The 18,608-nt window shown below is 72.8% G+C and carries 18 protein-coding genes; 11 read left to right on the top strand and 7 right to left on the bottom strand.

The window, feature by feature from the left end; all coding sequences use genetic code 11:
- Window positions 1–338: 338 nt before the first annotated feature.
- The 4 genes from NLX85_RS20420 to mshC all read left to right on the top strand — a co-directional run bounded on the left by NLX85_RS20420 (window position 339) and on the right by mshC (window position 3,888).
- Window positions 339–1,040: a histidine phosphatase family protein gene (locus tag NLX85_RS20420; RefSeq protein ID WP_254337440.1), complete on the top strand. Its 702-nt coding sequence runs from the start codon at window positions 339–341 to the stop codon at window positions 1,038–1,040.
- A 148-nt stretch (window positions 1,041–1,188) separates the two neighbouring features.
- Window positions 1,189–1,767, top strand: coding sequence for a DUF3090 domain-containing protein (locus NLX85_RS20415; protein ID WP_254337438.1), 579 nt, complete (start codon window positions 1,189–1,191; stop codon window positions 1,765–1,767).
- A complete protein-coding gene (locus tag NLX85_RS20410) occupies window positions 1,764–2,582 on the top strand; it encodes an SCO1664 family protein (RefSeq protein ID WP_254337436.1) in 819 nt (272 codons plus the stop codon). Before NLX85_RS20415 ends, NLX85_RS20410 begins: the two co-directional genes overlap by 4 nt.
- Window positions 2,583–2,649: 67 nt before the next feature.
- Window positions 2,650–3,888: a cysteine--1-D-myo-inosityl 2-amino-2-deoxy-alpha-D-glucopyranoside ligase gene (gene mshC, locus NLX85_RS20405; RefSeq protein ID WP_254337434.1), complete on the top strand. Its 1,239-nt coding sequence runs from the start codon at window positions 2,650–2,652 to the stop codon at window positions 3,886–3,888.
- A gap of 124 nt (window positions 3,889–4,012) precedes the next feature.
- Here the strand turns inward: mshC and NLX85_RS20400 are convergent, their stop codons facing one another.
- Together NLX85_RS20400 and NLX85_RS20395 are read right to left on the bottom strand one after the other, a co-directional pair.
- The gene (locus tag NLX85_RS20400; protein ID WP_254337432.1) at window positions 4,013–4,804 is read right to left on the bottom strand and encodes a GntR family transcriptional regulator; all 792 of its coding nucleotides are present in this window, start codon (window positions 4,802–4,804) and stop codon (window positions 4,013–4,015) included.
- Window positions 4,805–4,918: 114 nt separating this feature from the next.
- The gene (locus NLX85_RS20395) at window positions 4,919–5,788 is read right to left on the bottom strand and encodes a PAC2 family protein (protein ID WP_030504102.1); all 870 of its coding nucleotides are present in this window, start codon (window positions 5,786–5,788) and stop codon (window positions 4,919–4,921) included.
- Between the two features lie 215 nt (window positions 5,789–6,003).
- On the opposite strand from NLX85_RS20395, the gene metH reads away from it, so the two are divergent.
- From metH to NLX85_RS20380, 3 genes are all read left to right on the top strand, one after another.
- Entirely contained in the window at window positions 6,004–9,519 is a 3,516-nt protein-coding gene (gene metH / locus NLX85_RS20390; protein ID WP_254337430.1) for a methionine synthase, read from the top strand.
- Window positions 9,520–9,584: 65 nt separating this feature from the next.
- Entirely contained in the window at window positions 9,585–10,190 is a 606-nt protein-coding gene (locus NLX85_RS20385; protein WP_254337429.1) for a TetR/AcrR family transcriptional regulator, read from the top strand.
- 25 nt (window positions 10,191–10,215) lie between these two features.
- The gene (locus NLX85_RS20380) at window positions 10,216–10,998 is read left to right on the top strand and encodes a 1-acyl-sn-glycerol-3-phosphate acyltransferase (RefSeq protein ID WP_254337427.1); all 783 of its coding nucleotides are present in this window, start codon (window positions 10,216–10,218) and stop codon (window positions 10,996–10,998) included.
- An 8-nt stretch (window positions 10,999–11,006) separates the two neighbouring features.
- Here the strand turns inward: NLX85_RS20380 and NLX85_RS20375 are convergent, their stop codons facing one another.
- Window positions 11,007–11,465 (bottom strand): Lrp/AsnC family transcriptional regulator, encoded by a 459-nt coding sequence (locus NLX85_RS20375; RefSeq protein WP_254337425.1) that lies wholly within the window; start codon window positions 11,463–11,465, stop codon window positions 11,007–11,009.
- A 93-nt stretch (window positions 11,466–11,558) separates the two neighbouring features.
- Between NLX85_RS20375 and NLX85_RS20370 the strand changes: the two genes are divergently transcribed.
- Together NLX85_RS20370 and NLX85_RS20365 are read left to right on the top strand one after the other, a co-directional pair.
- Entirely contained in the window at window positions 11,559–12,410 is an 852-nt protein-coding gene (locus tag NLX85_RS20370; protein WP_254337423.1) for a TIGR03619 family F420-dependent LLM class oxidoreductase, read from the top strand.
- Entirely contained in the window at window positions 12,407–12,832 is a 426-nt protein-coding gene (locus NLX85_RS20365) for a nucleoside deaminase (RefSeq protein WP_254337421.1), read from the top strand. The genes NLX85_RS20370 and NLX85_RS20365 overlap by 4 nt, the downstream gene beginning before the upstream one ends.
- 63 nt (window positions 12,833–12,895) lie before the next feature.
- Here the strand turns inward: NLX85_RS20365 and NLX85_RS20360 are convergent, their stop codons facing one another.
- Window positions 12,896–13,555, bottom strand: a complete 660-nt coding sequence (locus NLX85_RS20360; RefSeq protein WP_254337419.1) for an HNH endonuclease family protein — start codon at window positions 13,553–13,555, stop codon at window positions 12,896–12,898.
- Between the two features lie 216 nt (window positions 13,556–13,771).
- Here NLX85_RS20360 and NLX85_RS20355 point away from each other — a divergent pair, with 216 nt between their 5' ends.
- Window positions 13,772–15,601 (top strand): glycoside hydrolase family 15 protein, encoded by a 1,830-nt coding sequence (locus tag NLX85_RS20355; protein ID WP_254337417.1) that lies wholly within the window; start codon window positions 13,772–13,774, stop codon window positions 15,599–15,601.
- 198 nt (window positions 15,602–15,799) lie between these two features.
- A complete protein-coding gene (locus NLX85_RS20350; protein ID WP_107074514.1) occupies window positions 15,800–15,979 on the top strand; it encodes a hypothetical protein in 180 nt (59 codons plus the stop codon).
- Between the two features lie 52 nt (window positions 15,980–16,031).
- Here NLX85_RS20350 and NLX85_RS20345 read toward each other — a convergent pair whose 3' ends face one another.
- The 3 genes from NLX85_RS20345 to NLX85_RS20335 all read right to left on the bottom strand — a co-directional run bounded on the left by NLX85_RS20345 (window position 16,032) and on the right by NLX85_RS20335 (window position 18,588).
- Entirely contained in the window at window positions 16,032–17,279 is a 1,248-nt protein-coding gene (locus tag NLX85_RS20345; RefSeq protein WP_254337415.1) for an RNA polymerase sigma factor, read from the bottom strand.
- Window positions 17,280–17,282: 3 nt separating this feature from the next.
- Window positions 17,283–17,684 carry a YciI family protein gene (locus tag NLX85_RS20340; RefSeq protein WP_254337413.1) on the bottom strand — a complete coding sequence of 134 codons (402 nt, stop codon included), beginning with the start codon at window positions 17,682–17,684 and terminating at the stop codon, window positions 17,283–17,285.
- An 88-nt stretch (window positions 17,685–17,772) separates the two neighbouring features.
- Window positions 17,773–18,588 (bottom strand): class I SAM-dependent methyltransferase, encoded by an 816-nt coding sequence (locus NLX85_RS20335; RefSeq protein ID WP_254337411.1) that lies wholly within the window; start codon window positions 18,586–18,588, stop codon window positions 17,773–17,775.
- Window positions 18,589–18,608: the final 20 nt, after the last annotated feature.

Here is an 18,608-nt window from a genome sequence, read left to right as displayed (position 1 = left end):
CCAGCCGGACGGTATTCCGCGAAGGCAATTTAGGTGAGGCCCGGGGACACTGGACACACCGACGCTCTGCACAACGGCCCGACCGGGTCCGGTGTTCCGGGCGGCGACGTGTCCGCCGTCACGCCCGCCGGATGGAGCGCGCGCCTGACCCCGTCGCGAGATGCCCCGGCCACGCGCCGTGGACAGATCGATCGTCGCAGCCCCGACCGGATGTCCTTGCGGCCTGACCCGCGCGCTGGACGCCAGGTCGGGGAGGTGGCGGTGTCGAAGGGCCGGTGATACCGCCACATCGCGTGGTGGAGTCGATCAAGGGGGTGGGAGCACCTAGGGTAGTAAGCGTGGCGACCCTTCTGCTTCTGCGACACGGCCGGACCACCGCGAACGCCGACGGGGGCCTGGCCGGTCGGCAACCGGTCGAGCTGGACGAGACCGGGCGCGGCCAGGCGGCGGCGGTCGGCGAGCGGCTCAAGGGGTTGCCCCTCGCGGCCGTGGTGACCAGCCCACTGATCCGCTGCCGGCAGACCCTCGAGCTGGCCCTGCCCGGCGCCGAGCCGGTGGTCGAGGAGGGGCTGATCGAGTGCGGCTACGGCGCCTGGGAGGGCCAGCCGCTGAAGAAGCTGGCGAAGGAGCCGCTCTGGCCGGTGGTGCAGCAGCACCCGAGCGCCGCCGTCTTCCCCGAGGGCGAGTCGATGGCGGCGATGTCGGCGCGGGCGGTTGCCGCGGTGCGCGCCTGGGACGCCCGGATCAGCGCCGAGCACGGGCCCGAGGCGGTCTGGCTGGCATGCAGCCACGGCGATGTGATCAAGGCGATCGTGGCCGACGCGCTCGGCGTACACCTGGATCTTTTCCAGCGGATCGTGGCCGACCCGGCGTCGGTGACCGCGATCCGCTACACGCCGCTGCGGCCCTTCCTGGTCCGGCTCAACGACACCGGCGGCGACCTGGCCGGCCTCGTCCCGCCGCGCAAGCGGCGCCGGCGGGCGACGAAAGCGACCGACTCGGACGCGGCGGTGGGCGGCGGCGCCGGGGCGGCCCGGTGAGCGGCTCCACCACGCCCAGGAACGGCAGCCCCGTGAGCGGGCCCGCCACGCCCGGCGACGGCCGTGCTCGGCCATGGCGTTTCGCCCTGGGCGGATTCGGCGTCGGTGCGCTGCGCGACGGTTCCGCCCGCCGGATAGGGTCGTGGGTATGACCCACCAGGTGCACGCCTTCGAGCCGCCGGAGCGGTTCGTCGCCGGGACCGTCGGCGCCCCGGGGGAGCGCACGTTCTTCCTCCAGGCGCGCGGCGGTGGCCGGCTGGTCAGCGTCGCGCTGGAGAAGGTCCAGGTGTCCCTGCTCGCCGAGAAGCTGGAGGAGCTGCTCTCCGAGGCGCAGCGCCGGTTCGGCGTCGAGCTGCCGGAGGCGACCCCGGTGACCGGCGACAACGACCCGCTGGACACCCCGGTCGACGAGGAGTTCCGGGTCGGCACCCTGGGCCTGGCCTTCGATGTCGACACCGCCACCGTGGTGATCGAGGCGATCGCCGTCGGTGAGACGGAGGTCGAGGTCGAGCTGGGCGACGCCGACGACGACGAGGACGAGGAACCGGACGAGCCCGACGACGACCTCGACCGGCTCCGCGTCCGGTTGACCCCCGAGGCGACCCGCGCGTTCATCGAGCGGGCCCGCCGGGTGGTGAACGCGGGTCGCCCGCCCTGCCCGCTCTGCGGCCAGCCGCTCGACCCCGCCGGTCACCTCTGCCCCCGGCACAACGGTTATCACCGGTGACCTCGTCGGAACTTCAGCCCCGACAGGGTGCCGCCGCCTCGCTGCGACTGCTCAGCGACGGTGAGCTGACCCTGGAGGGGCGGCTGGTCGACGCCTCCAACGCCACCCTGCGCGGCATCGTCACCCTCGACGGGGTGACCGCGCACTGCGTCTACAAGCCGGTCCGCGGCGAGCGGCCGCTCTGGGACTTCCCGGACGGGACGCTCGCCGGCCGCGAGGTGTCGGCCTACCTGGTGTCCCAGGCCACCGGCTGGGACCTGGTGCCGCCGACGGTGCTGCGCGACGGCCCGTTCGGTCCCGGCTCCTGCCAGCTCTGGATCGACGAGCCGGAGGACGCCGAGCCGCTTGTCGGCTTCGTGCCGGCCGAGACGGTCCCGCCGCGCTGGTTCCCGGTCGCCGCGGCGCGCGACGACGACGGGGCCGCGTACGCGCTGGCGCACGCCGACGACCCACGGCTGGCCCGGCTGGCCGTCCTCGACGCCGTGATCAACAACGCCGACCGCAAGGGCGGTCACGTGCTCGTCGGCGCCGATGACCGGATCTTCGGGGTGGACCACGGGGTCTGCTTCCACGTCGAGGAGAAGCTGCGCACCGTGCTCTGGGGCTGGGCCGGCCGGCGGCTTCCGCAGGACGCGGTGGAGATGCTCGACGGGCTGGCCGGCCAGCTCACCGGGGCGCTCGGCGACGAACTGGCCGAGCACCTCACCCTCAGCGAGGTCGCCGAGGTGGCGGCCCGGGTGGACCGGCTGCGGGAGACCGGGCGGTTCCCGCTGCCACCGGAGGAGTGGCCGGCCATGCCCTGGCCGCCCATGTGAGCCGCTGTCGCGTTGATCACCCGAGGCGCGCCACCCGAGCGCCTGACGGCTCGTTAGGCTGGCGTTCATGGAGTCTTGGGCGGGACATGAGGTGCCACGGCTGCCGGGCAAGGGCGAGCCACTGAGGTTGTACGACTCGGCGCGGCAAGGTCTCCACCCCAGTCAGCCCGACGGCGCGGCAAGCATGTACGTCTGCGGCATCACCCCGTACGACGCCACCCACCTCGGCCACGCCGCCACCATGATCACGTTCGACCTGGTGCAGCGGATGTGGCGGGACGCCGGCCTGACGGTGCGGTACGTGCAGAACGTCACCGACATCGACGACCCGCTGCTGGAGCGGGCCGAGCGCGACGGCGAGGACTGGAAGGTCCTGGCCATGCGGGAGACCGCCCTGTTCCGCGAGGACATGGAGGCGCTGCGGATCATCCCGCCGGCGCACTACGTCGGCGCGGTCGAGTCGATCCCGGACATCGCCGAGAAGGTTCTCGTGCTGCTCAAGGACGGCGCGGCGTACCGGCTCGACGACGGCACCGGCGACGTCTACTTCGACGTGGCCGCCGCCCCCGCGTTCGGCTACGAGTCCAACCTGTCCCGTGAGCAGATGCTGGAGATCTTCCCGGAGCGCGGCGGCGACCCGGACCGGGCCGGCAAGCGGGACCCGCTCGACCCGCTGCTGTGGCGCGGCGCCCGCGAGGGCGAGCCGTCCTGGCCCGGCGGCGAGCTGGGCGCCGGCCGTCCCGGCTGGCACATCGAGTGCGCGGTCATCGCGCTGAACCTGCTCGGCGACCGGATCGCCGTGCAGGGCGGCGGCAACGACCTGCTCTTCCCGCACCACGAGTGTTCGGCGGCGCACGCCGAGCGGCTGACCGGCCAGGCCCCGTTCGCCGACCACTACGTGCACGCCGGCATGATCGGCCTCGACGGCGAGAAGATGTCGAAGTCGAAGGGCAACCTGGTCTTCGTCTCCCGGCTGCGGGCCGACCAGGTCGACCCCATGGCGGTGCGGCTGGCGCTGCTCAGCGGGCACTACCGCAGCGACCGCTCGTGGACCGACGAGCTGCTCGTCGCGGCGCGGGAGCGGCTGGCCCGCTGGCGCCGGGCCGCCGCCGCGCCGGCCGGCCCGTCGGGCGAGGAGCTTCTGGCCGGCGTACGCGCCCGCCTGGCCGACGACCTGGACACCCCCGGCGCCCTGGCCGTCGCCGACGCCTGGGCCGACCAGGCCCTCGCCGGCGTGGCCGACGACGCCGCCGCCCCGAAGCTGTTCGCCGACACCGTGGACGCCCTCCTCGGCGTCCGCCTGTAGGTCCCACCCCCGCCCGCGGGCACGCGGGCCGACGCCCGGCTGGTCATGGACTTGTGGCGGTCGTTCTGCCGAGTTGGCGGCTTCCGTTCACCGCCACGACTCCATGGTCGGCTGGCCGGGCGCGTCAGCCCAGGACCAGGCCCGGGTCGGGGTCGGGGTCCTCGGCCGGGGCGGGGATGCGGTACTCCTCGGTGAGCGTGGTCATCGGGCCGGGCCAGGTGGCGTGGGCGACCTCGATCGGCTTGCGTTGGGCGTCGTAGGCGACGTGCAGCAGGTGCAGCACCGGGGTGTCCGGCCGGATCTGGAGGATCTCGGCCTCCTCCCGGCTGGGCTGGCGGGCGCTGATGGTGTCGGTCGCGGTGACGTACCGGCGGCCGGTGGCCTCCTCGGCCTCCTGGTAGAGCGGGCGGCCGAACGCCTCGGCCCGTTCGAGGGAGGTGCCGGCGGTGTCGGCGGGCAGGAACCAGGAGGCGCCCACCTCGACGGGTGAGTCGTCGGTGCGGACGAGGTGCCGCCGGCAGAGCAGTTCGGTGCCGTCGGCCACCCCGAACGCGTCGGCCACCTCGGGCGGGGCGGGGGACCGGCCCACGGAGACGAGCTGCTGCCGGTACCGGGCGGCCAGGTCGGTGTGGTAGCCGCGGAAGCCGCCGTACCGGCCCCGGGAGAGTCGGTTGAGCCGGCGCCGGGTGCCCCGGACGTACGTACCGGAGCCCGGTTTGGTGATCAGGATGCCCTCGACCCGCAGCTGGTCGACGGCGCGCTGCACGGTCTGCTTGGCCACGCCGAACATCTCGGCGATGGCCGGGATGGACGGCAGCCGCTCGCCGGGTCCCCAGTCGCCGCGGCGCACCTGGGCCTTGAGCTGCGCGGCGATCTGCCGGTGCGGGAACTCGGCCGCGCCGGGATTGATCTGCATGCCCGCCTCCTCATGACAGCTAGGTTCCTAGGATGCCGTAGAGGACGTGACCTCGCCACCCCGGACACGAAGAAGCCGGGCCCTCGGCAGGACCCGGCTTCGACGGAAAGGGTGTTACCAGGAGCCGGCGGTGGGGCCGGCGGAGCCGCCCCGGCGGCGCAGGTACTTCTCGAACTCCTGGGCGATCTCGTCACCGGTCAGCGGGGTGATGCCGGCGTCGCCGACCCGCTCCTCCAGCTCGCGGACGTACTCGCCCAGCTCGGCGTCCTGCTCGGCGGCGCTGCGCACCCGCTGCTCCCACTCGGCGGCCTCCTCGGCCAGGTCGGCCATGGGCACCGGCAGGTCGAGCACCTCCTCGACCCGGTGCAGCAGCGCCAGGGTGGCCTTGGGGCAGGGCGGGTTGTTGGCGTAGTGGGGCACGTGCACCCAGAAGGACACGGCGTCCACCTCGGCCCGGGTGCAGGCGTCGTGCAGCACCCCGACGATCCCGGTCGGCCCGTCGTAGCGGGTGGGGGTGAGCTGGTAGCGCTTGGCGGCGTCGGCGTCCGAGGCGCTGCCGCTGATCGGCAGGGGCCGGGTGTACGGCACGTCGGCCAGCAGCGCGCCGAGCAGCACCACCCGTTCGACCTCCAGGCTGTGGCAGATCTCCAGCACCTGCTCGCAGAAGGTGCGCCACCGCATGCTCGGCTCGATGCCGCGGATGAGCACCACGTCCCGTTCGGTGCCCTCCGGGCTGGCCACCATGAAGCGGGTGGTCGGCCACTCGACCCGGCGGGTCTCGCCGTCGGCCATGGTGATGGTCGGCCGGCTCACCTGGAAGTCGTAGAAGTCCTCCGGGTCCAGCTCGGTCACCTGCCGGGCCTGCCAGACCTGCTCCAGGTGTTCCACGGCCGCGGTGGACGCGTCCGCGGCGTCGTTCCAGCCCTCGAAGGCGGCGATGGCGACGGGAGACCGCAGCACCGGCAGTCCGTCGAACTCGGTCACGCCGTCACCCCACCCGTCGCACGGTCGCGTCGCTGATGTCCTTCACGTCCGCCAGCCTACGTGCCGCCGCCGGACGCGGCCCGTCGGCCGCGCCGGTCGCCCGGCCCGACCACTCGGGCGAACCGGATGAAACGTACGCGGTGATCCCGCTGACAGTATGTGGGAAGCGCAGGTTGCGGTGACCCGTCCCGGCCGCGCCGCACTAACCTGGCCCTGTGCGGACTTCGTTGCTCGATGTGCTGGCGGACCGGATCCTGATCGCCGACGGGGCGATGGGGACGATGCTGCAGGCGGCCGACCTGACCCTGGACGACTTCGACGGCCTCGAGGGTTGCAACGAGATCCTCAACGTCACCCGGCCCGACGTGGTCCGGAGCGTGCACGAGGCCTACCTGGCCGCCGGGGCGGACTGCGTGGAGACCAACACCTTCGGCGCCAACCTGCCCAACCTCGCCGAGTACGGCATCGCGGAGCGCATCCGCGAGCTGTCCGAGGCCGGCGCGCGGCTCGCCCGGGAGGCCGCCGACGCGTACGCGACGCCGGACCAGCCGCGGTTCGTGCTCGGCTCGATGGGCCCCGGCACCAAGCTGCCCACCCTCGGGCACGCGTCGTACGCCACGCTGCGGGACGCGTACCAGGAGAACGCCGCCGGCCTGATCGCCGGTGGGGCGGACGCGCTGATCATCGAGACCTGCCAGGACCTGCTCCAGGTCAAGGCCGCGGTGGTCGGGTCGAAGCGGGCCCGCGCCGAGCTGGGGCGGGACGTCCCGATCATCTGCCAGGTGGCCGTGGAGACCACCGGCACCATGCTGCTGGGCAGCGAGATCGGCGCCGCGCTGACCGCCATCGAGCCGCTCGGCGTCGACCTGATCGGCCTCAACTGCTCGACCGGCCCGGCCGAGATGGGCGAGCACCTGCGCTACCTGTCCCAGCACGCGCGCATCCCGGTCTCGGTGATGCCGAACGCCGGCCTGCCCGTGCTGACCGCCGACGGGGCGTACTTCCCGCTGAGCCCGGTCGAGCTGGCCGACGCCCTGGAGCAGTTCGTCACCGACTACGGCGTGGGCCTCGTCGGCGGCTGCTGCGGCACCACCCCGGAGCACATCCGGGTGCTGGTCGAGCGGCTGCGCGGGCGGCGGCCGGTGGCCCGGGAGCCGCGCCCCGAGGCGGGTGTCGCCTCGATCTACCACCACGTGCCGTTCGCCCAGGACGCCAGCATCCTCATGGTGGGGGAGCGGACCAACGCCAACGGCTCCAAGGCGTTCCGGGAGGCGATGCTCGCGGCCGACTGGCAGGCCTGTGTGGAGATCGCCCGCGGCCAGGCCCGGGACGGCTCGCACCTGCTGGACCTGTGCGTGGACTACGTCGGCCGGGACGGCGCGCAGGACATGCGCGAGCTGGCCGGCCGGTTCGCCACGGCCTCCACCCTGCCGATCATGCTGGACTCGACCGAGCCGGCCGTGGTCGAGGCGGGGCTGGAGATGCTCGGCGGCCGCTGCGTGGTCAACTCGGTGAACTTCGAGGACGGCGACGGCCCGGAGTCCCGCTACGCGCGGGTCATGCCGGTGGTCCGGGAGCACGGCGCCGCCGTGGTGGCGCTGCTCATCGACGAGGAGGGCCAGGCCCGCACCCGGGACTGGAAGGTACGCGTCGCGGGCCGGCTGATCGACGACCTGACCGGCCGGTGGGGGCTGCGCCGGGAGGACATCCTCATCGACGCGCTGACCTTCCCGATCGCCACCGGCCAGGAGGAGACCCGCCGCGACGGGATCGAGACGATCGAGGCGATCCGGGAGATCGCCGCCCGCTACCCGGGGGTCAACTTCACCCTGGGTATCTCGAACATCTCCTTCGGCCTGAACCCGGCGGCCCGGCAGGTGCTCAACTCGGTGTTTTTGCACGAGTGCGCGCGGGCCGGCCTGACCTCGGCCATCGTGCACGCCAGCAAGATCCTGCCGATGTCGAAGATCCCCGACGAGCAGCGCGAGATCGCGCTCGACCTGGTCTACGACCGGCGTCGCGAGGGCTACGACCCGGTGCAGCGGTTCATCGAGGTCTTCGAGGGCGTCGACGCGGCCTCGGCGCGGGCCACCCGGGCCGAGGAGCTGGCGGCGCTGCCGCTGGAGGAGCGGCTCAAGCGGCGGATCATCGACGGCGAGCGCAACGGCCTGGAGGCCGACCTGGACACGGCCATGGCCGAGGGGCGCACGCCGCTGTCCATCATCAACGACCTGCTGCTGGACGGCATGAAGGTGGTCGGTGAGCTGTTCGGCTCCGGCCAGATGCAGCTGCCGTTCGTGCTCCAGTCCGCCGAGGTGATGAAGACCGCGGTGGCCTACCTGGAGCCGCACATGGAGAAGACCGACGACGACGGCAAGGGGCGGATCGTCCTCGCCACGGTCAAGGGCGACGTGCACGACATCGGCAAGAACCTGGTGGACATCATCCTGTCCAACAATGGCTACGACGTCGTCAACATCGGCATCAAGCAGCCGATCAACGCGATCCTCGACGCGGCCGAGGAGCACCGGGCCGACGCCATCGGCATGTCCGGCCTGCTGGTCAAGAGCACGGTCATCATGAAGGAGAACCTGGCCGAGATGGCCTCGCGCGGGGTGGCCGAGCGTTGGCCGGTGCTGCTCGGCGGTGCGGCCCTCACCCGCGCGTACGTGGAGGACGACCTGCGCTCGGTGTTCCCCGGGCAGGTGCACTACGCGCGGGACGCGTTCGAGGGGCTGTCCCTCATGGACCGGGTGATGGCCGCGAAGCGGGGCGGCGCGCCGGTGGTCGACCCGGAGCGGGAGGCCGCCCTGGCGGCCCGCCGGGAGCGGCGGGAGCGGCAGCGGGCCATGGTCCGCGAGGCGCTGCCGGAGTTGGACGACGCCTCGGTCCGTTCCGACGTGGCCGTCGACGTGGAGGTGCCCACCCCGCCGTTCTTCGGCACGCGGGTGGTCAAGGGCGTGCCGCTGGCCGACTACGCGGCGCTGCTCGACGAGCGGGCCACGTTCCTGGGCCAGTGGGGGCTGCGCGGCGCCCGGGGCGGCAAGGGCCCGTCGTACGAGGAGCTGGTGGAGACCGAGGGGCGGCCGCGGCTGCGCTACTGGCTGGACCGGCTCATCGCCGACCAGGTCCTGGAGGCCGCCGTGGTGTACGGCTACTTCCCGGCCTACTCGGAGGGCAACGACCTGGTGGTGCTGGACGAGAACGGGCACGCCGAGCGGGCCCGGTTCTCGTTCCCCCGGCAGCGGCAGGAGCGCCGGCTCTGCCTGGCCGACTTCTTCCGGCCGAAGGGCGAGCAGTTGGACGTGGTGGCGTTGCAGCTGGTCACCGTCGGGCAGCCGATCAGCGAGTACACGGCGAAGATGTTCGCCGGCAACGAGTACCGCGACTACCTGGAGGTGCACGGCCTGTCGGTGCAGCTCACCGAGGCGCTGGCCGAGTACTGGCACCGGCGGATCCGCGCCGAGCTGGTGCTGCCGGGTGGGCGTACGGTCGCCGAGCAGGACCCGGCGGACCTGGCCGGCCTGCTGCGCACCGACTACCGGGGCTGCCGGTACGCGTTCGGCTACCCGGCCTGCCCCGACCTGGAGGACCGGGCGAAGATCGTGGAGCTGCTCGGCGCCGAGCGGATCAACGTCCAGCTCTCGGAGGAGTTCCAGCTCGTCCCCGAGCAGGCCACCGACGCGATCGTCGTCCACCACCCCGAGGCCAGCTACTTCAACGCCAGGTGATCGTCGCGACGATCTGACCTACGGCGGCATAGACAGTGTCTACGGGAGGGTGGTAGACACTGTCTATGCCGGAACCGGACAGCAGCCTTCGCGCTCGCTTGGTTGCGGTTGGTGCCGACCTGCTGGCGCGGGAGGGCACCCAGGCCCTCACGTTGCGCGAGATCGCCCGCCAGGCTGGGGTGTCTCATGGCGCGCCGCGTCGCTATTTCCCGACCCACCTCGCCCTGTTGGCGGCCATCGCGCAGGTGGGCTATCAGCAGCTCGGCCAGCAGGTCGCCGAGACGATTGACGCCCGTGGTGACACGGAGCCCTACGATCAACTACTTGCCCTGGGCCGGCTCTACCTCAACTTCGCGCGTACCAATCACGGCATGTTCGAGCTCATGTTCAGGCGCGACCTGTTGCGGGGCAATGAGATCGGTCTGCGGGAGGCCAGCCAGGGCCTGTTCGCCGTGCTGGTTGACCTGGTTTCCCGTGCCCGGCCCAACGTGCCCGACGCACCCGCGCCATCCGTCGTCGCCGCCGCGCTGTGGGCCAACCTGCACGGGATCGCCGAACTCTGGCAGTGGGGCAGTCTGCAGATCATGGTGCGGACGGACAACGTGGAACCGCTGCTGCGCGCCGCACTGGACGCCCATCTCAGACCGGCTGCCACGCCTACGCGCGGGTGACGTCTGCTGACCGTCGGAGGATCACGTGCTGCTTCAGACAACCACCCGGCGAGTGCTTGCCCCGCTGGGCAGGCTGGCCTTCCGACCGGTGGTGGAAGGCCGCGAGAATGTCCCGCGTCGTGGTCCGCTGATCCTGGCCGCCAACCACCTTTCCTTCATCGACAGCGTGGTGATCCCTCTGGTGGCACCCCGACCGGTCGCCTTCCTCGCAAAGGCCGAGTACTTCCGACTGCCTGGCCTCAAAGGGTGGCTGACCCGCACCTGCCTCACCGGCATCAACGCCATCCCCGTGGAGAGAGGCGGCCACCGGGCGGCCCAGGCGTCGCTGCACGTGGCCCTCGACGTCCTCGCGGCCGGGCGAGCCTTCGGCATCCACCCCGAGGGCAGCCGGTCTCGCGACGGGCGGATCTACCGCGGCCGAACCGGCGTTGCCTGGCTCGCCCTCGCCTCCGGCGCTCCGGTGGTCCCCGTGGCCGTCCTCGGCACCGACAAGATCCAGCCCGTCGGCGCGCGACTACCCCGACTGGGGCGGATAACCGTGCGGTTCGGCACACCATTGCACTTCACGCAACAGCCGGCAGGCAGTAGCGGGCCGGCCCGGCGCGCCATCACCGACGAGATCATGACGGCAATCAGGGAGCTGTCGGGCCAGGAGCCGGCCGACGGCTACAACGAGCTGTCGGAGACACCTCGTCCAGGACGGACGGTTGACGACGGTGCCCGCGGCGGGGCCGGCGGCGATGATCAAGGTGTACGACTACGGCAGCCGGCATCTGACACCCGACCCGATCGATACCGGGGGCGTTGATACGTCGGTCACGAGTGGGGCGGTGCCGGGCGCGGGCCGCGGTAGGGCAGGGTGGCGCTGTAGACCACGTTGGTGGTGGTGCTGCCCAGCGCGGCGAGTTCGTTGACGAGCTGTTCGAGGTGCGCCATCGACGTCGCGGCCACCTTCAGCACGTAACAGTCGTCGCCTGTGGTGCGCAGGCACTCCAGGACCTCCGACCGTCGCTCCAGCAGCTGGTGCAGCGGTTCGTGCCGGCTGCCGGGGTACTTCAGCCGGACCACCGCGAGCACGGGGAAGCCCGCCTTGGCGAGGTCGACCTCGGCGCGGTAGCCGGTGATCACGCCGGTCGCCTCCAGCCGCCTCACCCGTTCGGTGGTGGCCGACGCGCTGAGCTTGACCCGGCGGCTGAGCTCGGTGATGGGCAGGCGGCCGTCGTCCTGCAGCTCGATCAGGATGGACCAATCGACAGCATCAAGATCCTCGGCCATGCGGCCAATCTACCGGTGGATTCACGGCCGAGGCCAGCAAAGGCCGGGAACACGGTGTTCACAGCCCCGACCTGGCGTGACTAGCGTGGGAGCGTGCAGATTGGCGTGAACGTACCGAACTTCGGCCCGGGCACCGATCCCGACCTGCTGCGCCAGTGGGCGCAGACGGTCGAGGGCCTCGGCTTCGACCTGCTGATGGTCTCCGATCACATCGCGGTGACCCCGGACGTGGCCGAGCAGTATCCGGCGCCGTTCTACGAGCCGTTCACCACGCTGTCCTGGCTGGCCGGGGTGACCCGGCGGGTCCGGCTGGGCACCACGGTGCTCATCGTTCCGTACCGGCACCCGCTGCTCACCGCCCGGATGGCGGCGAACCTCAACCGGCTCAGCGGCGGCCGGCTCGTCCTCGGCGTCGGCGTCGGCTGGGCCCGGCAGGAGTTCGAGGCGCTCGGCGTGCCGTTCCGGCGGCGCGGCGCGCTGACCGACGAGTACCTGCACGTCATGCGTGACGCCTGGCGGAACACCGGCGACTACGACACGGCCGCGATCCCGATCTGGGTCGGCGGCAACAGCGACGCCGGCATCCGTCGCGCCGTGCTGCTCGGTGACGCCTGGCACCCGCTGCGGGTCACGCCCGGATGGCTGGCGGAGGCGGCCGGCCGGCTGAAGGCCACCGCCGACGAGCTGGGCCGCCCGGTGCCCGCGTTGATGCCACGCATCACACTCCGGGAGACCGGGGAAGCGGTCACCGGCCCGGACCGGCTTGCCGGTGTCGGCACCATCGACCAGATCGTCGCCGACATCGACCAGCTCCGCCTGCTCGGCGCGCAGACGGTGGTGCTCGACCCGTTCAACGGCGACCTGACCGAGATCCGCCGGCCCGAACGCGCCTGGCGGACCCTTGCGGCCGTGGCCGCGTACCACAGATCCCAGGAGGACAGATGACTCCCGACGACGAGAAGTTTCTCCGCCGTGCCGTGGAACTCGCCAGCATGGCCGGGGCGTCCGGCGAACGGCCGTTCGGCTCGTTGCTGGTCGGTGCGGACGGCGCCGTCCTGGTCGAGGACCACAACACGGTGGTGTCCGAATCCGACATCACCGCCCACCCGGAACTGAAGCTGGCCCGCTGGGCCGCTCGGGAACTCGCCCCTGAGGTCGCGGCCGCCACCACGATGTTCACCAGTTGCCAGCCCTGCCCGATGTGCGAGACCGCGATCGCCCAGTCCGGCCTCGGTCGGGTGGTGTACGCCCTGTCCGCGGAGCAGTTCGAGCAGGTCAAGCCGGCCACCCCGCCGCTGCCTCCGGTGCGGTACGAGGGGCCGGCCCTGTTCGACGAGGCGCGCCGGCCGATCGACGACCACTACTAGGGGATCCGCCGCCGCCTTGGAGAGTCGTCGTGAGGCTCTCCAAGGTCGGGGGAGGGGCGGGCGTCAGTAGGCGTAGGTGACGGAGATGGTCGTGGCGGGGCAGTTGTTGGCCCAGCTGGTCAGGGCGCTCTTCTCCGCGCTGTCCACGGTGAGCCGCCACCGGAGCTTCACGGCGACCCATTCGCCGATGTAGCGGCAGCGGGCGGAGGCGTACGACGGCATCCAGGTGGCCGGATCCTGGTCGCCCTTGGCCTGGTTGACGTTGTCGGTGACCGCGGCGAGCGCCCGGGAGTCGCCCAGGTCGTTGGCGTACGCCTGGCGGCGGCTGGTGGTCCAGTTGCGGGCGCCGGAGTCCCAGGCCTCGGCGAGCGGGACCATGTGGTCGATGTCGAGGTCGCCGGTGAGCGTCCAGTAGGCGTTGTCGTAGTAGGAGTACCAGCGGCCGCCGGAGAGGGTGCAGGTGCCGCTGATCGTGGGCTTGGTGGTGGCCTCGGCGTAGAGGACCTCGTTGCGGGTGTTGCAGCCGTCGCCGTCGGCGTCGATCCAGTGTGGGAAGAGGTCGCGGCTGTAGCCGGTGCGGACCTCGGTGGCCACGGGGAGGCCGGCGACGGCGGTGGTCAGGGAGGCGGAGTAGCTGGCGGCCCAGGCGGGCTGGGTGAGGCCGAGGGTGGCGGCCAGGATCGCGGCGAGGCTGATGGCCGTGGCGCGCAGCGTGCGGGTCATGGGACTCCATCCGGGTGGGATTGGCATGTGCTGGCACCCATATAGACAGAGTTGGAAGTAATGGTCTAGATCAAGTTCTGTGAACAGTGGATGACCGGGAACCGGACGGACGCCGCTTCGGGCGCGCAACCGGGCGGGACCGCCGCGGCTCAGGTGTGTGCCGGCGGGGCGGGGGTAGACGCCGGGGGCAGCGGCGAGACGAGACGGGAGGTCCCGGTGCAGTCGTACCCCGCGGTGGAGGACCACGGCCTGATCGGCGACCTCCAGACGGCGGCGCTGATCACCAAGGACGGCACGCTGGACTGGTTCTGCGCACCCCGCTTCGACTCGCCGAGCATCTTCGGCGGCCTGCTCGACCGGCGTCGCGGCGGCCACTTCCAGATCACGCCGGACGGCGTCGACTACACGAGCAAGCAGCTCTACCTCCCCGGCACCCCGATCCTCATCACCCGCTTCCTCAGCGCGGACGGCGTCGGGGAGCTGGTGGACTTCATGCCGGTGGCGGGCGACCGGGCCACCGACCACCACCGCCTGGTCCGGATGCTGAGGATGGTCCGCGGCAGCATGCGGTTCCGGTTGGAGTGCACCCCCCGGTTCAACTACGGGCGGGACCGGCACGAGATGGAGGTGCACCCGGACGGCAGCATCTTCCGGAGCGCGGAGGCTCTGCTCACCCTCAGTCCCATCCGGTACGCCGAGCGCCTCAGTGACGAACACGAGCGCGAGCGGACCGAGGAGGGTGTCTGCCTGCTGGCCACCCTGCACGAGGGCGAGGCCGGCGGCCTCGTCATGGAGACGGGGGCACCGGGACCACCGCGTCCCTACCCGCCGGAGGAGGCGCGCGAGCTGCTCGAACAGACGCGCGACTTCTGGCGGCGCTGGATCGGTCGCTCCTGCTACACCGGACGGTGGCGGGAGATGGTCGAGCGGTCGGCCATGACGCTCAAGCTCATGACGTACGCGCCGACCGGCGCCCTGATCGCCGCCCCCACCGCCGGGCTGCCCGAACAGGTGGGCGGCGAGCGCAACTGGGACTACCGCTACACCTGGATCCGGGACGCGTCCTTCTCGGTGCACGCTCTGCTCAGCCTCGGCTTCACCGACGAGGCATGGCAGTACCAGCACTGGGTCGACGACCGGATACGGGAGGCCGAGGCCGGGGGAGTGCCCCTGCAGATCATGTACCGCGTCGACGGCTCGCCGGACCTCACCGAGGAGGTGCTGGACCACTTCGAGGGCTACCGGGGGTCCGCGCCGGTGCGGATCGGCAACGGCGCGGCGAACCAACTGCAACTCGACATCTACGGCGAGGTGCTCAACGCCGTGTACCTCGGCAGCGAGCACGGCCTGATGGGCTCCCACGAGAGCTGGCGGCACCTGGTGCGGATGGTGGACTGGCTCTGCGCGCACTGGGACGAACCCGAGGACGGGATCTGGGAGACGCGGGCCGGCCGTCAGGACTTCACCTACGGGCGACTGATGTCGTGGGTGGCCCTCGACCGGGCCGTCCGGTTGGCCGACCGGCACGGGCGACCCGCCGACATCCTCCGGTGGACGGAGGCCCGGAACCGGATCTACCAGCAGATCATGGCGCGCGGCTACAACCCGGGACGTGCGGCGTTCGTCCAGCACTACGGCACGGACGTGCTCGACGCCTCGCTGCTCGCCATGCCCTCGCTCGGCCTCGTGGCGCCCACCGATCCGATGTGGCAGTCGACCCTGCGGGCGATCGACGGCGAACTGGTCTCCGACAGCCTGGTCTACCGCTACGACCCGGCCGCCACGTCGGACGGACTCGCCGGCGGGGAGAGCACCTTCACCATGTGCACCTTCTGGTACGTGCAGGCGCTGGCGGAGTCCGGCCGGCTCGACGACGCGCAGTTGACCTTCGAGAAGATGCTCACCTACAGCAGCCAGCTCGGCCTCTACTCGGAGGAGATCACCCCGGCCGGGGAGCAGGCCGGCAACTTCCCGCAGGCGTTCAGCCACCTCGCCCTCATCAGCACCGCGGCGAACCTGGACCGGCTCCTCGACGGCCGCGGCTGAACGCCGGGCGTGGGAAACCCGCTGTGCCGCCGGGTCCGGCCCGCTACGGTGACCGGAGTCGGGGTTACCGGCCGGCCCGGGCGGGTAAGCGCCCCCGACCAGCAGCGGGCCCCGGCCCGCCGTCCACGCCGGCGCAGCCCGGGAGATGCGGCTGTGACGTCCGAGGACGAGCATGGGGGTACGACGAGAGGGGCGGAGATGACCGACGACATCGCTTCGAAGGTTCCGCCGGACCCGGCCCCCGTGCGGAGCGCGCCGGCCGGTCCACCGCCTGTCGGGCCGCCGAGCAGCCTGGACCTGTGGGCCCGGGCGCAGACCCTGCACCGCTGCTTCGGCGACGACGACGGCGAACCGCACATCATGCGCGGCCTGGACTAGAGGTCGCTCCACACGCCAGGCGCCCGGCGAGGGCGCCCGGACGCGCGCGTGCTCAACCGGCGGTGAGCGGGCCCAGCCGGGCCGCCCGGCCGTGCAGGTAGCGCTGCTGGGTGAGGTTCATCGACCGGCGGGCCGCCGCCAGGTACGCCTCCCGCGCCGCGTCCGGCTCCCCGGCCAGCTCCAGCAGGTGCGCCCGGGCCGCGTACCGGCGGTGGTCCTCGGCGACCCGGCGGTCGGCCGCCAGCGCGTCGATCAGCGCCAGACCGGCCCGCGGCCCGCGCGCCATGGCCATCGCCACGGCGTGGTTGAGCCGGACCACCGGGTTGTCGTGCAGGGCCAGCAGCATCTCGTAGAGGGCCATGATCTGCGGCCAGTCCGTCGACTCGACGTCGGGGGCCTCGTCGTGCAGCGCGGCGATCGCCGCCTGGAGCTGGTACGGCCCGACCGTCCCGCGGGGCAGCGCCGCACCGACCAGCCTCGTCCCCTCGGCGATCCGGTCGGCCCGCCAGCGCCGCCGGTCCTGCTCGGCCATCGGCACCAGCATGCCGTCCGGGCCGGTCCGCGCCGGGGTGCGCGCGTCGGTGAGCAGCATGAGGGCCAGCAGCCCGGTCACCTCGGCGTCGTCGGTGAGCCGGTGCAGCATCCGGGCCAGCCGGATCGCCTCGGCGCACAGGTCGGGCCGGTGCAGGCGCTCCCCGGCGGTGCTCGCGTACCCCTCGTTGAAGATCAGGTAGAGCACGTGCAGCACGGCGTCGAGCCGGGCGGCCCGCTCCGGGCCGGCCGGCGGGGCGAACGGCAGGCCGCTGTCCCGGATGCGCTGCTTGGCCCGGGTGATCCGCCGGGTCATGGTCGCCTCCGGCACCAGGAACGCCCGGGCCACCTCGGCGGTGCTCAACCCGCCGACCGCGCGCAGGGTCAGCGCGATCTGCCCGGCCGGCGGCAGCGACGGGTGGCAGCAGAGGAACAGCAGGACGAGGCTGTCGTCGGCGTCGTCCGGCACGGTGTCCGCGGGCGGCGCCACCCAGCGGTCCGCCGGCGCCTCCCGGGCCACCCCGTCCTCCCGGCGGCGCCGGGCCTGCTCGGCCCGGAGCAGGTCGGTCAGCCGGCGGGACGCCACGGTGATCAGCCACGCCCTCGGATCGTCCGGGAGCCCGTCGACGGGCCAGCGGGTGGCGGCGGCGAGCAGCGCCTCCTGGGTGGCGTCCTCGGCGGTGTCGAAGTGCCCGTACCGGCGGACGAGCGCGCCGAGGACCTGCGGCGCCAGGGCACGCGGCAGCTCCTCGACACGCTCCGCGGGCACCGGTCAGCCCTGGAGTTCCTCGACGCCGTCCACGATCGGCCGCACGTCGACGTACTCGCCCCCGGCGTCCGGGTTGACGAACCGGGCGGCGATCTCGGTGGCCCGGTCGAAGCTGGCGCACTCGACAAGCGTGTAGCCGGCCAGCACCTCCTGCGTCTCGGCGTACGGGCCGTCGGTGACCACGGGCGCCCCGCCGCGCAGCCGGACCCGGCGGGCGTGCACCGGCGCGGACAGGCCCTGCGCGTCGACCAGCTCCCCGGTCTCGGCCAGGTCCTTGTGGATCGCCTCCATGTGGGCGTGCATGGCGGCGAGCTGCTCCGGGCTCATCGGCGGCTCGTCGCCGGGCCGCCCGGCCATCGCGTCGTAGTCCCGCTGACTGCCGTAGAGCATGATCAGGTACTTCACGGTGTCTCCTCTCGGCCGGCGCCCCGCGGCGCCGCTCACCGGGGACGTCGGAGCCACGGAGCCCACCCGGACACCAGCCTAGGGTGGATCAGTCGACCCGGGCGGAGGCGAGCAGCGCGGCGGTGGGCAGCGCCAGGCTCCCGTCGGCGTGCCGGTAGGGGGCGGCGAGCCGGTCGTACTCCCGGCGGATGCGCTCACGCACGGCCACCGGCTGCCGTTGCAGCACCAGGCCGATGGCGCTGATGCCGGCGGCCGGGCCGGCCCACCAGTCCTCCGGGTCGGTGCGGTGCGCCCAGGTCAGAGTCACGCACCGGACGTCCGCCAGCCCGGCGGAGGCCAGCAGCCCGGCGAATCCCGCCTCGGTGCGGGGAAAGTCCCGCTCGGGCGGCAGCCGGGGCAGGTCGGGCGGTGTCGCGACGCCGGCGGCGGCGACGGCCTCACCCCAGAGCCGTTGCAGGGGCGGGTGCGGGGACGGCCAGACGGTCACCGCGACCCGGCCGCCGGGGCGGACCACCCGGCGCAGCTCGGCCAGGCCGGCCGCCGGGTCGCCGACGTGGTTGAGCACGAAGTTCGCCACCGCCGCGTCGAAACCGCCGGGCGGGAACGGCAGGTGCGGCAGCACCGCGGCGCGGACCTCGGCGCCGGGCGCGGTCCGCCGGGCCGCGTCGAGCATGCTGGGCTCGGCGTCGACCGCCGCCACCTCGGCGCCGCGGGCCAGGGCCGCCGCCGCGACGGTGCCCGGCCCGGTGCCGACGTCGATCAGCCGCCGTCCGGCCCGCACCGCCGCCGCGTCCAGCAGCGCCTCCGCCGGGTACGCGCAGAGCCGGCCGAAGCTGCGTGCGTACGCCTCGGCCCGGCCCGCCCACCGGGACCGTTCATGGGCGTCGAAGTCCGTGTCGATCATCGCCGCAGCGTAGCCGCGAC

It is taken from the genome of Micromonospora sp. A3M-1-15 (genome assembly GCF_024213425.1).
GTDB classification, from domain to species: domain Bacteria; phylum Actinomycetota; class Actinomycetes; order Mycobacteriales; family Micromonosporaceae; genus Micromonospora; species Micromonospora chersina.
Note: the sequence above shows the minus strand (reverse complement) of the source record. Positions and strands in the feature narration are given on the sequence as shown.